Source organism: Klebsiella michiganensis, from assembly GCA_000963575.1.
In the GTDB taxonomy this organism is placed as follows: Bacteria; Pseudomonadota; Gammaproteobacteria; order Enterobacterales; family Enterobacteriaceae; genus Cedecea; species Cedecea michiganensis_A.
Map to the genome: position 1 here is coordinate 3,216,032 of CP011077.1, position 15,115 is coordinate 3,231,146.

Here is a 15,115-nt window from a genome sequence, read left to right on the forward strand (position 1 = left end):
GTAAGATGGTTTACTCCCCAGCCTCACGGCGCTACAATTCCCGCCCTAAAATTGTGGTAATCCACTCGACTTTAGCCGCTTCACCAGGTGGAGCGGTTCTGACCTGATATCAGACCGAGACTTTCATGTTTAAACCAGAACTCCTCTCCCCGGCGGGAACGCTGAAGAATATGCGTTACGCTTTCGCCTACGGCGCAGACGCCGTCTACGCGGGCCAGCCTCGCTACTCACTGCGCGTACGCAATAACGAATTCAACCACGAAAACCTCCAGCTCGGGATAAACGAAGCCCATGCGCTGGGTAAAAAATTCTACGTGGTGGTGAACATCGCCCCGCACAACGCCAAGCTGAAAACCTTTATTCGCGACCTTAAGCCGGTTATCGATATGGGCCCGGATGCGCTGATTATGTCCGACCCAGGGCTTATCATGATGGTGCGAGAAGCATTCCCGGCGATGGATATTCACCTCTCCGTGCAGGCTAACGCCGTTAACTGGGCGACGGTGAAGTTCTGGAAGCAAATGGGGCTGACGCGCGTCATCCTTTCCCGCGAGCTTTCCCTGGAAGAAATCGCCGAAATTCGCGAACAGGTTCCTGAAATGGAGCTGGAGATCTTCGTTCACGGCGCGCTGTGCATGGCGTATTCCGGCCGCTGCCTGCTCTCCGGTTATATCAACAAGCGCGACCCTAACCAGGGGACCTGCACCAACGCCTGCCGCTGGGAATATAAGGTTCAGGAAGGCAAAGAGGACGACATCGGCAACATCGTTCACGTACACGAGCCTATTCCGGTGCAAAACGTCGAGCCTACGCTGGGCGTCGGCGCCCCAACGGACAAAGTGTTTATGGTGGAAGAAGCCAAACGTCCGGGCGAGTACATGACCGCCTTTGAAGACGAGCACGGCACCTACATCATGAACTCGAAGGATTTACGCGCCATTGAACACGTTGAGCGTCTGACCAAAATGGGCGTCCACTCGCTGAAAATCGAAGGCCGCACCAAGTCCTACTACTACTGCGCGCGTACCGCCCAGGTGTATCGTCGCGCCATTGATGACGCCGCAGCGGGCAAGCCGTTTGACCCTACGCTGCTGCAAACGCTGGAAGGCCTGGCACACCGCGGCTATACCGAAGGTTTCCTGCGCCGTCATACCCACGACAGCCACCAGAATTACGAATACGGTCACTCCATTTCTGAGAGCCAGCAGTTTGTGGGCGAGTTTACCGGTGAACGACGGGGTGACCTGGCGGCCGTGGCGGTGAAAAACAAATTCCTGCTGGGCGACAGCCTGGAAATGATGACCCCGCAGGGCAACATCACCTTTACCCTGGAAACCCTGGAAAACGGTAAGGCCCAGCCGATAGACGTTGCCCCGGGCGACGGTCATACCGTATGGATGCCTGTACCCCAGGAGATAGCGCTGGATTATGCTCTGCTGATGCGCAATCTCTCTGGTCAGACAACCCGTAAACCGCACGCAAACTAGTGAATTAGGGTTATTTTTCGCGCTAAGACCATTCTTAGAAACCGATCACATACGGTTACACAAGATAACGTTATTATCCGCAAGCTGAAAAACATAACCCATAAATGCTAGCTGTACCAGGAACCACCTCCTTGGCCTGCGCAATCTCCCTTGCGCAGGCTTTCTTTTTTCCGCTGATTCAGCCAGTTCTTACTCCTCTGCGCCCACTTTGCTCTACACTTTGATAATGCTCACTTTTCTGAGGTAAGTCATGGAGAGATCCCCGCATTCATTTTTAATTCTGAACGGCAAAGGCGCCGGTAACCCACAGCTGCGCGAGGCCGTGCATACGCTACGTGAGGAAGGTTACGTATTGCACATCAGGGTGACCTGGGAAAAAGGTGATGCAGAACGCTACATTGAGGAAGCCCTGAGTCTCGGCGCAGATACCGTGGTTGCCGGGGGCGGGGACGGCACAATTAATGAGATTGCCACCTGTCTCGCAAAACTTTCGCCTGACCGTCGCCCGGCATTAGGCATTCTACCGCTGGGGACGGCCAACGACTTTGCCACCAGCGCCGGCATTCCTGAGGAATTTGAAAAAGCGCTGCGCCTCGCGCTGTTCGGCAAAGCCGCCAACATAGACCTGGTGCAGGTCAACGAAGAAGCCTTCTTCATCAATATGGCAACCGGCGGATTTGGCACGCGCATCACCACCGAAACGCCGGAAAAACTTAAAGCGGCGCTCGGCGGCGTCTCTTATTTCATTCACGGTTTAATGCGCATGGATATGCTGAAGCCGGATCGCTGCGATATTCGTGGGGAGGGCTTTAGCTGGCAGGGAGATGCGCTGGTGATAGGCATCGGCAACGGTCGGCAGGCCGGCGGCGGGCAGCAGCTTTGCCCGGAGGCGTTGATCAACGACGGGCTGCTTGAGCTACGCATTTTCACCGGCGAAGACCTGCTTCCCGCGCTGTTGACAACCCTGACGCGCCCGGATGAAAACCCTAACATCATTGAAGGGAAATCGGCCTGGTTTGAGATTTCAGCCCCGCACGATATTACCTTTAACCTCGACGGCGAGCCGCTGAGCGGACGGCAATTCCGAATTGAAGTGCATCCGAATGCGCTGGCCTGTCGTTTACCCCCCAATTGCCCGCTGCTGGGGTAAACCTGCAAGGTGCAGCTTGTTTCCCCCTCACCCCGGCCCTCTCCCCAAAGGGGAGAGGGGGAAAACAGATGACAGGGAATATGATTTTCCCTCTCCTTCAAAGGGACAGGGAATAAACAAGCACTGGCAATATTTTATCCCCTCTCCCTTCCAGGGAGAGGGTTAGGGTAATAACGCCCCGGGCAAAAACTCCGCATAAAAAAGCCCTCAAAAAGAGGGCTTTATAACCTTACTCAGCAGAGCTTAAGCGATGCTCACTTTCTCATTCAGATAAACATCCTGCACGGCGTTGATAAGCTTCACGCCGTCGGTCATCGATTTCTTGAACGCTTTACGTCCCAGAATCAGCCCCATGCCGCCCGCACGTTTGTTAATAACCGCCGTGCGTACCGCGTCGGCCAGATCCGTTTCACCGCCTGCTGCCCCGCCGGAGTTGATAAGGCCCGCGCGGCCCATGTAGCAGTTAGCCAACTGGTAACGCACCAGGTCGATAGGGTTGTCGGTGGTCAGTTTGCTGTAAACTTTTTCGTCGGTGTAGCCAAAGTTTACCGCTTTGTAACCGCCGTTATTCTCCGCCATTTTCTGCTTCACGATATCGGCCCCGATGGTCGCCGCCAGGTGGTTAGCCTGGCCGGTTAAGTCGGCGCTGACGTGATAATCCACCCCGTCTTTTTTAAACGCGGAGTTACGCAGATAGGCCCACAGCACGGTGACCAGGCCAAGTTCGTGCGCACGCTCAAAGGCGGCGGAGATCTCTTCAATCTGGCGGCGGGATTCCGGCGAGCCAAAGTAAATCGTGGCCCCGACAGCAACTGCGCCCATGTTGAAGGCCTGCTCAACGCTGGCGTACAGCGTCTGATCGTAGGTGGTCGGGTAACTCAGCGTTTCATTGTGGTTAAGCTTCACCAGGAAGGGAATACGGTGGGCATAGCGGCGAGAAACCGAAGCCAGCACGCCGTAGGTTGACGCCACGCAGTTACAGCCCGCTTCGATGGCCAGCTCAACGATATTTTTCGGATCGAAGTAGAGCGGGTTCGCGGCGAAAGAAGCCCCCGCCGAGTGTTCAACGCCCTGGTCGACGGGAAGAATAGAGAGGTAGCCGGTGCCGGCCAGACGCCCGGTGTTGTACAGCGTCTGCATGTTTCGCAGTACCGCTGGCGGGCGATTATTATCCACCATCACCCTGTCAACATAGTCCGAGCCGGGCAGATAAAGCTGGTCTGCCGGAATAGTCATACAACGATGCTGTAACAAGCCGTCGGCATCTTTGCCAAGCAACTGCGCAATATCAGTCATAATACGCTCCCGTAAAGGCAGCGAGCACCCTGCCCGCTGTGCATAAAGAATCCTGTTCTGCCGGGTCAAAAAAACCGGCCGCACTAAGCCTGGTACCGACGGCGTGGATTTGCCAGTTCGAAGGCACTTTTGCCTCCTTTCCAGGAGTAAAGCCAGGTGGCCACCCCGGCTATTTTTGCAATGGCGATCATAGAATCGACGCAAAGGTATTTAAAAGGTATTATTCATTGGTATGGTTAAGGCACACCCTACACCTGTCATGAAGGTCCTGAGCATGAAACGTACAACGATTAGCCTTTCGTTCATGATGTTTATGGAATGGTTTATCTGGGGCGCCTGGTTTGTGCCCCTGTGGCTGTTCCTCAACAAAAGTGGTTTTACCGCCGGTGAAATCGGCTGGTCCTACGCCTGCACCGCCATCGCTGCTATTCTGTCCCCCATCCTGGTCGGCTCGCTGACCGACCGCTTCTTTGCCGCTCAAAAAGTGCTGGCGCTGCTGATGTTTGTTGGCGCCGGGCTGATGTATCTCGCCGCACAGCAAACGGAGTTTGTCTATTTCTTCCCGCTGCTGCTGGCCTACTCGCTCACCTATATGCCGACGATTGCGCTGACCAACAGCATCGCGTTTTCCAACGTCGATGACGTGGAACGTGATTTCCCGCGTATTCGCGTGATGGGCACCATCGGCTGGATTGCCTCCGGGATCGTGTGCGGCTTCCTGCCGCAGATGCTGGGCTTTAGCGATATCTCGCCAACCAACGTGCCGCTGCTGATCACCGCCATAAGTTCGGTTGTTCTAGGCGGGTTCGCGTTCTTCCTGCCGAACACCCCGCCGAAAAGTACCGGCAAACTGAGCCTGAAGGTGATGCTGGGCCTCGACGCCATCGTCCTGCTGAAGGACAAAAACTTCCTGGTCTTCTTCTTCTGTTCGTTCCTGTTTGCTATGCCGCTGGCGTTTTACTACATCTTCGCCAACGGCTATCTGACCGAAGTCGGGATGCACAACGCCACGGGCTGGATGACGCTCGGCCAGTTCTCGGAAATCTTCTTTATGCTGGCGCTGCCGTTCTTTACTAAGCGTTTTGGTATTAAAAAGGTTCTGCTGCTTGGCCTGATCACCGCCGCCATTCGCTACGGCTTCTTTGTTTACGGCGACGCGTCGCACCTGTTCACCTATGGCCTGCTGTTCCTCGGCATCCTGCTGCACGGCGTGAGCTACGACTTCTACTACGTCACCGCCTACATTTACGTAGACAAGAAATCCCCGGTGTATATGCGCACCGCGGCGCAGGGGCTGATCACCCTTTGCTGTCAGGGTTTCGGCAGCCTGCTGGGCTACAGCCTCGGCGGCAAAATGATGGAAAAAATGTTTGCTTACTCTTCGCCGGTAAACGGCCAGACCTTTAACTGGGCGGGGATGTGGGGCTTTGGCGCGATAATGATTGCCGTCATCGCCGTGCTGTTCATGGTCTTCTTCCGCGAGTCGGACAAAGAGATTGCTGCCATCGCCGTTGCCGGTGATGAATCTGAAAAAGTACTAAAGGAAGCGTAACAATGGAAAATCGTATTCTGGGAGCCTTTTACGGCCAGATGTTAGGTGATGCGATGGGGATGCCGTCCGAACTGTGGCCGCGCTCGCGGGTGAAGGCCCACTTCGGCTGGATAGACCGGTTCCTGCCGGGGCCGGCAGAAAACAATGCCGCCTGTTACTTTGCCCGCGCTAAGTTTACCGATGACACCTCAATGGCGCTGGCGCTGGCGGACGCTATTATCGAGCACCACGGTGCTATCAACCCGGATACCATTGGCCGCCATATTCTGGCCTGGGCAGAAGGGTTCGATGCGTTTAACAAAAACGTGCTTGGGCCGACATCAAAAATAGCCCTGAATGCGATCAAACAAGGTACACCGGTAAGTGAGCTGGAAAACAATGGGGTAACCAACGGGGCGGCGATGCGCGCCTCCCCGCTTGGCTGCCTGCTGCCAACGGCCAACCTCGATGAGTTTGTGGCCGAAGTGGCGCTGGCCTCAAGCCCGACGCACAAATCGGACTTAGCCATCGCCGGTGCAGTAGTGATCTCCTGGGCCATTTCCCGCGCAATAGACGGGGCAAGCTGGGCAACGATTTGCGATGAACTGCCTTCCGTTGCCCGCCATGCTCAGGAAAAACGCATCACGACGTTTAGTGCTTCCCTGGCTGCACGCCTGGAACTTGCGCTGGGTGTAGCCCGGAAGGCCCGTGGTACCGAATCCGCCATGGAGGAGATTTATCAGCTGGTCGGCACCGGCACCAGCACCGTTGAGTCCGTGCCGGCCGCCATTGCGATGGTCGAACTGGCGAAAACTGACCCTAACCGCTGCGCCATCCTGTGCGCTAACCTCGGGGGAGATACCGACACCATCGGCGCGATGGCTACCGCCATCTGCGGTGCCCTTAATGGGGTAGAAAGCATCGACCCGGCGTTAAAACAGGAGCTGGATGAAGAGAACCAGCTCGACTTCACGCGCTACAGCCGCATCTTTATGGCTTACCGCCAGCAAAGAGAGGCCAGCTATGAAGCCAAATGAGCTGCTAAGCAAGCTACCCCAGCTTAAGGCTCAGCGCCCGGTTTGCGTGCTCGGTTCGGCGGTGATTGACGTCATCGCCGACGCCTACGCCCTGCCGTGGCGGGGCTGTGATATTGAACTGCATCAGCAGGGCGTTAACATCGGCGGCTGCGCGCTGAACATCGCCATCACGCTTTCACGCCTGGGCATAGACTCGCAGAACGCGCTGCCGATTGGTCAGGGTACCTGGGCTGATATTATTCGCAACAGCCTCGAAAAACAGCAAATCCGCAGTGAAATTCATACCGATGCCGGGGATAACGGCTGGTGTCTGGCGCTGGTTGAGCCCGACGGAGAACGTACCTTTATGTCGTTCCGCGGCGTTGAGCATCAGTGGAATCAGGCCTGGCTTGATGCCCTGGTTATCGCGCCCGGCACGCTGCTGTCGCTTTCCGGCTATCAGCTCGCCGGGCCGGGCGCAGAGCTACTTGTCCGCTGGCTGGAATCGCTTCCCAACATCACGCCGTTTATCGACTTTGGCCCGCGCATTGCCGATATTCCCCAGCCACTGCTGGCGAGGATCATGGCCTGCAAACCGATTGTTTCGCTGAATCGCCAGGAAGCGGCGATCGTTGCCGAATGGCTTGACGTTGATCCTGAAAATATTGAAGCGATTTGCCGCGCATGGCTCGCCCGCTACGGGAGCCCGCTGATCGTTCGTTTAGATAAGGACGGCGCCTGGTTTGCGGACAGCGGTGGTGTGGGGATCGCTGCGCCCTTCCCGACCTCCGTCGTTGATACCATCGGCGCCGGCGACAGCCATGCGGGCGGTACGCTGGCAGGTCTGGCGGCGGGCTGGCGTCTGGAAGAAGCGGTGAGTCTCGGTAATGCGGTGGCCAGCTATGTGGTTGGCCACCGGGGCGGGGACTGCGCGCCAAAACGTGCGCAGCTTGAGCAAGCCCTACTCCTCGCAGACGAAAACGTATAAATCGCTGCGGCAGTGGCTGATGCTGTACTCAATGGGCCGGTTTTGCGGATCGAACGCCACCTGTTTGATAACCAAAACCGGCACCGGCGTTTCCAGCTTGATGTGCGACTGGAATTCGCTGTCCGGCATTCTGGCGCTCACCCGGCTGCGCGTGCGCTGCGGAATAATGTTCTGGCTGCGGAAATAGTCATAAAGCGAAACGCCGATTTCATCCGGGTCGGCAATCAGCCCGGTCGGTACGTAAGACTCTTCGATAGACACCGCATCCTCATCCACATAGCGAATGCGCTTGAGCAGGAAAACCTCGCTTTCCGCCGGGATCGCGAGCTGTTCTGCCACGTCTGCCGGGCATTTCACCACGCGTTTGTTAACCCACAGCGTGTCCGGTTTTTTCCCCCGGAGTACAACCTGCTGCGAAAACCCTCTGGCCTCTTTCAGCGAATACTCAAACGTCGCGTTAATCTGCGTGCCGTAACCACGCGAACGCGTGACCACGCCTTCATCTTCCAGCGCCTGCATCGCCTTTCGCACGGTAATACGCGACACGCCCGTGAGCTGGCTGAGATCGCGCTCCCCCGGCAGGATATTGCCCTGCGGCAACAGCCCGGCGCGCACGGCATTTTTCACCGTTTCAACAAACTTGAGGTACAGAGGAGCGTTATCCGGGGCGGCAAAGCGCTGTTTAAGCTGTTCAACTAACTGGTGATGAGCCTGTTCCATGGTACGCAATTGTCCGGCAAGGAAGATGAAGCCAGTATAGTACCACTGGTATTACGCTGGCTAAAAACTTCTCTTTTAACCGACAGTTACCACCATTCGTGAAAATGATGCACCGGGCCAATGCCGTGCCCGACTTCCAGGGAATCCGCCTGCGCCAGCGCCTTCGATAACCAAATTTTCGCGGCGGCCACGGTTTGCGTCCAGTCATCATGGCGAGGACGCAGCGCAGCCAGAGCGGCAGACAAAGTACAGCCGGTGCCGTGAGTGTTTTTCGTCTGTACGCGCGGCGCGGTGAAGCGCTTCACATCGTGGCGGGTAAACAGCCAGTCAGGGCTTTCTGCGTCGTCGAGGTGCCCGCCCTTCATCAGCACCGCTTCACAGCCCATCGCCAGCAGGGCTTCGCCCTGTTCACGCATCTCCTTTTCACTCCGCGCATGGGGCGCCCCCAATAGCGCTGCCGCTTCCGGGAGATTGGGCGTGATCAGCGCGACATGCGGCAATAGCTTTCGACGTAAACTTTCGACCGCCGACGGGGCCAGCAGCGGATCGCCGCTTTTCGCCAGCATCACCGTGTCCAGTACCACGTTCTGCGCCTGATAGAACGCCAGTCGCTCCGCAACGGCTTCGACGATATCGGCCTCAGCCAGCATGCCGATTTTTGTGGTGTCGATGCGCACGTCGCTCAATACCGAATCCAGCTGCGCCGCCACAAACTCAGGCTCAATACGGTAAACGGACTGCACGCCACGGGTATTTTGCGCCACCAGGGCGGTGATCACGCTCGTGCCGTAGGCGCCGAGCGCGGAGAAGGTTTTCAGATCGGCCTGGATCCCCGCCCCGCCGCTTGGATCGGTTCCGGCGATGGTTAAGGCGTTGATACGTTTCATGCCAGAGCCTCCGCGTGAAGCAGATAAAGGGCGTCGAGGAACGCTGGAGTGAAACTGCCCGGCCCGCGGCTGGCGGCGATAGCCTGCTCGCCGGCCAGCGACATAAAGCGGCAGGCGGCGGCGACGTTGTCCAGCCGGTTCCCCGGTAAAGCGCAGCACGCAGCGACCACTGCGGAAAGCGCGCAGCCGGTGCCGACCACACGCGTCATCAGCTCTCCGCCGCCGGCCACGGCAAGCGTTCGCTCTCCATCAGTGACGTAATCAATTTCGCCGGTCACGGCAACCACCGCGCCGGTTTCGCGCGCCAGCTTTTGCGCCGCCGGGAGCGCCGAAAGTGCATCATCAGTGCTGTCCACGCCGCGCCCCCCGGCCTGCTCCCCCGCCAGCGCCAGGATCTCAGACGCATTGCCACGAATGGCGGCCGGCTTCAGTTGGACAATGTCGCGAGCAAAACGCGTGCGGAAAGCCAACCCCCCTACGGCGACCGGGTCGAGCGCCCACGGCGTTCCGGCGCTATTGGCGGCGTGAATTGCGGCCCGCATCGCGGTCGCCTGCTCTGAGGTCAGCGTCCCGAGGTTGATCAGCAGCGCGCTCGCCAACCCGCTGAACTGTGCCGCTTCTTCGGCTTCGATCACCATTGCCGGGGCAGCACCCAGCGCCAGCAGCACGTTAGCGGTAAAGGTTTGCACTACGTCATTGGTCATGCAGTGAACCAGCGGAGAATGCTGGCGGAGGTGGTGTAAAACAGAGGCGGCGGTCGCGCCGGGTAGCAGGTCAGGTTGCATAACGGTAAGGCTCCTGTCCGGCGTGAAAGAAGGGACGCCGGACAGGCATCTGACTTCCCTACGCTGGCATTATCCAGATCAGGTGGTACGGGTATTTCTCAGCCTTCACAAGGAAGGGCACCCCGAGTCATTTACATCAATATGTTGTGATTAATGCTGGTCATTAATCCGTGCAGAGGATGGTAATGCCAGCGGGAAGTCTTGTAAACGGCAAAAGCGGCGCTTTACGGATTGTACCTGCCGGGGGGTATGTGTATTTGCTTACCCGGCGGGTGATTTGATGAAGGAATCATCCCGTCGAACTTAACTGCCCTGCGCTATCTTTTCATCACATAACCTTGGGCGTGGCAACACTTTCAAACGTAAGTCATCCCGCCCCTTTTCACCTCGATTGTAACAGCCGTGTGAGCGCCCTGGCACCAACACAAAGGGTGAATGTGAACTGGATGTTTTATCGTTTTTAAACCCCCTAGACTAAGAATTTTCTTATGATTCAGATCAAGGATTACATTATCACATTCCGGGATAGTTCATCGCCGTTACCAGTACGACAAATAATGTACTGGCGCGTTTAAATTAATTATTTATGGCGAGAGAAAAATGAAATCCGTTAACGTTTGTAAATCAATAGCCGTGGCGCTTGGCCTTTTAGTGATATCGGCTTCAGCCAGGGCCGATATAGTGAGTGACTTCTATAATAGTATGGTGAATAAATCTATTACCTGGCAGGAAGCCAGGGCCAGTTTTGAAAGTATGGATCCAACGCAACAACAGGCTATACGAGATTATGACCACGCCCACCATACAAACTACACGAACGATTTTGTGAGTGGCATTACTACCACACCTCATCTGGATGGAAACCATTCAGAGCCTGTTACGCCCCATCTCGATGCCCCCCATTCTATCGTCGCCAGCACACTTACCCCTGCAACGAAGATTGTCGATAATAGCTCGCACCTCGACAGTCCGGTGACGGATGCAGACCAACAGGCCGCCAAAGATAAAGCGATGATCGAATACGTTCAGTCTCAGATAAAAAACGGTGTTGATGGTAAAAATGGCGTGACTACCACCAATATTAAACTGGATACGGCGGCTCAGGCACGCGTCGCCAGTAACAGTAATCACATTCTGTTAAATACCGAACTTGCTGAGAATAATACCCGCATGATTCAACACAACAGCCAGTCGATCGACACATTAAATAATGCATTCTCTGCATTAAAAGATGAAGTTAACAATAACCAAAAAGAGGCCAACGCAGGTATCTCTGGCGCGATGGCAATGAGCAATATCCCCCAGGTTATGAATAATCAAACCGTTGCTATCGGGGCGGGTATTGGCGGCTATGAAGGCGAAAATGCTTTAGCCGTGGGGGCCTCTGCTCGCGTCGGTAATTCTGTTGTTGTAAAAGCCACCGTCAGTGATGATACAGAAAACGATGTGGGCTACGGCGCGGGCTTGTCTGTTGGCTGGTAGTTGCTAAGGGGTGACATTTACTTCGCTAAAACCACTGCTAAGCTCTATTTCAGCGCCTTTCCAAAGGCGCATTTTTGGCAGTCGGGGCTTTGGCCCGGCAGGGAATGAGCAAAAAACACAGTGGTCAGATAACAATATGAAATATATTATTTTACTCATCATTATTATTTCAGTGGTCTATGTGCATTACCGCGGCAAGATTCGTTTTCGTTTCTGGCGGCAGCTATCAGACCATTCAACGTTTACCGCCCCGCTTAACGGTTTTATGTATCTTTTCTCCAGGGTGCCGAATACGCCCTATTTAACGCCGGAAACCTTTCCCGAACTGGCAACGCTGCGGGATAACTGGCAGGTTATTCGCGACGAAGGGATTCACCTGCAGAAGCTGGAGCAAATAAAAGCCGCAGATAAATTTAACGATGCCGGTTTTAACTCCTTCTTTAAAACAGGCTGGAAGCGTTTTTACCTGAAGTGGTATGAAAACGCCCACCCGTCAGCCAGCCTGCTGTGCCCGAAAACGACCGAACTGCTGCGCACCATTCCGTCCATCAAAGCGGCGATGTTCGCCACCCTCCCCGACGGCAGCCGCCTGCCGCGGCACCGCGACCCTTATGCTGGCTCACTGCGTTTTCACCTGGGGCTGGCGACCCCTAATGACGATCGCTGTTTTATTGAAGTGGACGGGAAACGCTATAGCTGGCGGGACGGCGAAGGCGTCCTGTTTGACGAGACCTATATTCACTACGCGGAAAATACCAGCGGCGAGAATCGCCTGATCCTGTTTTGCGATGTGGAACGACCCATGCGCTACCGCTGGGCCCAGGCGGTCAACCACTGGCTGGGGCGTAATCTGATGAGCGCCGCGTCGGCACCTAACGATGAAAACGACCGCATCGGTGGGATCAACCGCGCTTTCCGCTACATCTATCAGATTCGTATCGTCGGGAAGAAGCTTAAAAGCTGGAATAAGACGGTGTACTACATTGTGAAATGGATCCTGTTCGGCGGGATTGCCGTGCTTATCTGGCGGGCGTTTTAAGCAAAAAATAAGGCCTCTAATCAGAGGCCTTACGTCCAACAGGTTACCGCAGCTGGCGCTGCAGGCGGCGCGTATCAAAACTCAGGGAAGTTGCCCCCAGCGCTGAGATTTGCAGCAGGCCCGAAGCAATCATCAGGTTCTTCAGGAAGTGCAGCACGGTGTTCTGGTCGGCAAAGTTGTGGTGGAAAAACACCGCCGTCGCCACGGTGAACACGGCCAGCAGTGCCGCAATCAGCCGGGTACGGTAGCCCACCAGCAGCAGAACGCCGCCCCCCACCTCAGCCGCCAGCGCAATAAGGTACCCAAGTAACGGGAATGGCAGCCCTACCGAAGCGATATAGCCCTGAGTCGCCTCAGGCGCAGCAATTTTTCCCAGCCCGCTGACGATAAAAATCGCGGCAATCACGATGCGACCCACGGTCGCGAAATTAGTAGCGTATCTGTCCATTCGGATTTCCCGTTAAATTCACTGGTGCGCGGCCGTTATCAGGCCAGCGACGCAATCTGGTTTTTCGCATCGGCGAGCGCGGCACTTTTCGCTTCGTCGCCACGGCTCAGGTTTTCTGCGCGGATGACGGTCACATCGGTCAGGCCGATAAAGCCCAGCACCGCTTTCAGATAGGATTCCTGGTGCTCCAGGAAAGCCGCCGGGCTGTCACCGGTGTACTGGCCGCCGCGAGAGGAAGCGATAAACACTTTTTTACCTTTTGGCAGCAGGCCTTCCGGGCCGTTTGCGCCGTACTGGAAGGTACGCCCGGCCACACAAACGCGGTCGATCCACGCCTTAAGCTGGGATGGAATAGAGAAGTTGTACATCGGCACGCCAATCACAATCACGTCCGCGGCGAACAGATCGTCAATAAACGCGCCGCCGGCAGCGAGGTCTGCGCCCAGCGCCGCGTCGGTCACTTCCGCGCCCTGGAAAGCGGCAATGTGTTTGTCTGACAGATGCTGAGCCGGGGACTGCACCAGGTCACGGTAAATCACCGTGGCGCCGGGGTGCAGCGTTTTCTGACGGGCAACAATCTCCGCCGACAGCTGGCGGCTGACGGAATAACCGCCCAAAACACTGGTATCAATATGCAGGATAGTCGACATAGTTTTAGCCTCGGAAATAGAGCTTTGTTTAGGGGATAAGCGCGTTAAGAGTTTTTTTAAAGCCGTTAACATAGATGTGCTCAATCTTTAAGATTCGCTGAACATGGCTGCCACTATGCCACTGCCTTTCCCACCCGAATAGCCGTTATATTTCGATGCAATCCATCGCCATGCCCGATACATCATCGCCAATGACAAAGCCATGCCGAAGGGCTATATTGCGCTTCACCCCTTCACTGCCAGGCAGGAACCACAATGCTGGACGGTATTTCGCTGGACCAACTTCGCACGTTTATTGCCGCCGTCGACGAAGGCAGCTTTTCCGCGGCCGCTCGCAAGATGTACCGCGCCCAGTCGGTGATTAGCGATTTGATCAGGGGGCTGGAGGCCCAGATTGGCGTGCAGTTGTTTGATCGTTCCGGCCGCTATCCAAAGCTCACGCCCGAGGGTGAAGTGCTGCTGGCCGATGCCCGCGGCATTGTTTCTCGCGTTGATTTTATGAAGGCACGAGCGCGCGGCATGTCGTCGGGACTGGAGTCGGAACTCTCGGTGGTGGTGGACGTTTTCTTTCCGCTGGAAGCGATGACTTCCGCGGCAAAAGCCTTCCGCGAGCAGTTTCCAGGCACACCTCTGCGCCTGTTTGTTGAGGCACTGGGCGGCGGTTACAAACCGGTGCTCAACGGCAGCGCCGGGATTGGCATCCTTGGCTCGCTGCCGGATATGCCGGCCTCGTTGACCGGGGAGCGCCTGACAGGCGTTTCGCTGGTGATGGTCGCCTCTCCCGATCATCCGCTGGCGCAGTTCGAAGGCATGGTACCAAAGTCAGAACTGACTAAACACGTTCAGCTGGTGCTGACCGACCGCTCAGAGCTTTCCAAAGGGAAAGAGTTTGGCGTGATGTCACCCTCCACCTGGCGGCTGGGCGACTTGCTGGCCAAGCACGCCTTTTTGCTCGATGGTCTGGGCTGGGGCAGCATGCCGTCACACGTTGTCGAGCGGGATATTCGCGAAGGGCGGCTGGTACGGCTGAACATTGAGGACGTCCCGCCCGGCGGACTCGCGCTGCCGATGTTTGGCGTCTACCCGATTGCCTCCCCGCCCGGCCCCGCCGGACGCTGGCTGATTGAGCGGCTTAAAAACCTCTGCCCGGCAAAACTGGCCGCCGGTTTACCCAAAACTAGCGGCGAGTAACCAACCGGTGAGTCACCCTCTCCTCACCGGAAACGGCCTGAAACCCGGCGGCTTCATAAAAACGAAAGGCGTGTTCCGGCGCATGGGTGTTATAAAAATCAAACCAGTCGTCTCCGCCGGCGAGTATGGCCTGCAGCAGTTGCTGCCCTGCCCCTTTCCCGCGCCAGGCCGGGCTAAGGTACAGGTGCCGAATACGCCCCGCGCGCTCATCTCCTGAAAACGGGTCGCGATTAAGCCCGCCAATACCGACCAGTTCTTCACCGGCAAAGATACCCAGTAGTTTTTCTCCAGGGGAGGAGAAACGGTTGTCTCCGCTAAGCCAGTTGGCTTCAAGACGGCGCAGCATATTGTAATGTTCCTCGACGCTTTGCGCTTTGAGTGAAGCAAAGCCTTTGTTATCTGGCGTCACCAACATTATTCGTAGCACGGTTATCCCCCCTATTAA

General features: G+C 56.3%; 15 protein-coding genes. 8 read left to right on the forward strand and 7 right to left on the reverse strand.

The annotated features are described in order from the left end of the window. Positions 1-125: 125 nt before the first annotated feature. Together VW41_14855 and VW41_14860 are read left to right on the forward strand one after the other, a co-directional pair. Positions 126-1,487: a protease gene (locus tag VW41_14855; GenBank protein AJZ90204.1), complete on the forward strand. Its 1,362-nt coding sequence runs from the start codon at positions 126-128 to the stop codon at positions 1,485-1,487. A gap of 250 nt (positions 1,488-1,737) precedes the next feature. Beyond that, a complete protein-coding gene (locus VW41_14860; GenBank protein ID AJZ90205.1) occupies positions 1,738-2,637 on the forward strand; it encodes a lipid kinase in 900 nt (299 codons plus the stop codon). A gap of 243 nt (positions 2,638-2,880) precedes the next feature. Here VW41_14860 and VW41_14865 read toward each other — a convergent pair whose 3' ends face one another. Continuing rightward, positions 2,881-3,933, reverse strand: coding sequence for a fructose-bisphosphate aldolase (locus VW41_14865; GenBank protein ID AJZ90206.1), 1,053 nt, complete (start codon positions 3,931-3,933; stop codon positions 2,881-2,883). Positions 3,934-4,192: 259 nt separating this feature from the next. Between VW41_14865 and VW41_14870 the strand changes: the two genes are divergently transcribed. Genes VW41_14870 through VW41_14880 form a run of 3 tightly spaced genes read left to right on the forward strand, consistent with a single transcriptional unit; the run spans position 4,193 to position 7,468 of the window. Next, positions 4,193-5,485 carry a nucleoside transporter gene (locus tag VW41_14870; protein AJZ90207.1) on the forward strand — a complete coding sequence of 431 codons (1,293 nt, stop codon included), beginning with the start codon at positions 4,193-4,195 and terminating at the stop codon, positions 5,483-5,485. A 2-nt stretch (positions 5,486-5,487) separates the two neighbouring features. Next, positions 5,488-6,501: a hypothetical protein gene (locus tag VW41_14875; protein AJZ90208.1), complete on the forward strand. Its 1,014-nt coding sequence runs from the start codon at positions 5,488-5,490 to the stop codon at positions 6,499-6,501. Continuing rightward, positions 6,488-7,468 carry a sugar kinase gene (locus tag VW41_14880; protein ID AJZ90209.1) on the forward strand — a complete coding sequence of 327 codons (981 nt, stop codon included), beginning with the start codon at positions 6,488-6,490 and terminating at the stop codon, positions 7,466-7,468. The genes VW41_14875 and VW41_14880 overlap by 14 nt, the downstream gene beginning before the upstream one ends. Here VW41_14880 and VW41_14885 read toward each other — a convergent pair. The 3 genes from VW41_14885 to VW41_14895 form a co-directional block, all read right to left on the reverse strand. Further along, positions 7,442-8,188 (reverse strand): GntR family transcriptional regulator, encoded by a 747-nt coding sequence (locus VW41_14885; GenBank protein AJZ90210.1) that lies wholly within the window; start codon positions 8,186-8,188, stop codon positions 7,442-7,444. The two genes, VW41_14880 and VW41_14885, sit on opposite strands and share 27 nt — an antisense overlap. Before the next feature lie 86 nt (positions 8,189-8,274). Further along, complete coding sequence (locus VW41_14890; protein AJZ90211.1) at positions 8,275-9,075, reverse strand: hydroxymethylpyrimidine kinase; 801 nt, start codon at positions 9,073-9,075, stop codon at positions 8,275-8,277. Then, positions 9,072-9,860 carry a hydroxyethylthiazole kinase gene (locus VW41_14895; GenBank protein ID AJZ90212.1) on the reverse strand — a complete coding sequence of 263 codons (789 nt, stop codon included), beginning with the start codon at positions 9,858-9,860 and terminating at the stop codon, positions 9,072-9,074. The genes VW41_14890 and VW41_14895 overlap by 4 nt, the downstream gene beginning before the upstream one ends. A gap of 1,011 nt (positions 9,861-10,871) precedes the next feature. Between VW41_14895 and VW41_14900 the strand changes: the two genes are divergently transcribed. Together VW41_14900 and VW41_14905 are read left to right on the forward strand one after the other, a co-directional pair. Then, positions 10,872-11,342, forward strand: a complete 471-nt coding sequence (locus tag VW41_14900) for a hypothetical protein (GenBank protein AJZ91993.1) — start codon at positions 10,872-10,874, stop codon at positions 11,340-11,342. A 136-nt stretch (positions 11,343-11,478) separates the two neighbouring features. Further along, entirely contained in the window at positions 11,479-12,381 is a 903-nt protein-coding gene (locus VW41_14905) for an aspartyl beta-hydroxylase (GenBank protein AJZ90213.1), read from the forward strand. 43 nt (positions 12,382-12,424) lie between these two features. Here VW41_14905 and VW41_14910 read toward each other — a convergent pair whose 3' ends face one another. Both VW41_14910 and VW41_14915 read right to left on the reverse strand, forming a co-directional pair. Beyond that, positions 12,425-12,829: a LysR family transcriptional regulator gene (locus VW41_14910; protein ID AJZ90214.1), complete on the reverse strand. Its 405-nt coding sequence runs from the start codon at positions 12,827-12,829 to the stop codon at positions 12,425-12,427. 38 nt (positions 12,830-12,867) lie between these two features. Further along, entirely contained in the window at positions 12,868-13,551 is a 684-nt protein-coding gene (locus tag VW41_14915) for an FMN-dependent NADH-azoreductase (protein ID AJZ90215.1), read from the reverse strand. 183 nt (positions 13,552-13,734) lie between these two features. Here VW41_14915 and VW41_14920 point away from each other — a divergent pair, with 183 nt between their 5' ends. Continuing rightward, complete coding sequence (locus tag VW41_14920; GenBank protein AJZ90216.1) at positions 13,735-14,670, forward strand: LysR family transcriptional regulator; 936 nt, start codon at positions 13,735-13,737, stop codon at positions 14,668-14,670. On the opposite strand, the gene VW41_14925 is transcribed toward VW41_14920, so the two are convergent. Beyond that, entirely contained in the window at positions 14,657-15,103 is a 447-nt protein-coding gene (locus VW41_14925; GenBank protein AJZ90217.1) for a GCN5 family acetyltransferase, read from the reverse strand. The two genes, VW41_14920 and VW41_14925, sit on opposite strands and share 14 nt — an antisense overlap. Between the last annotated feature and the right edge of the window lie 12 nt (positions 15,104-15,115).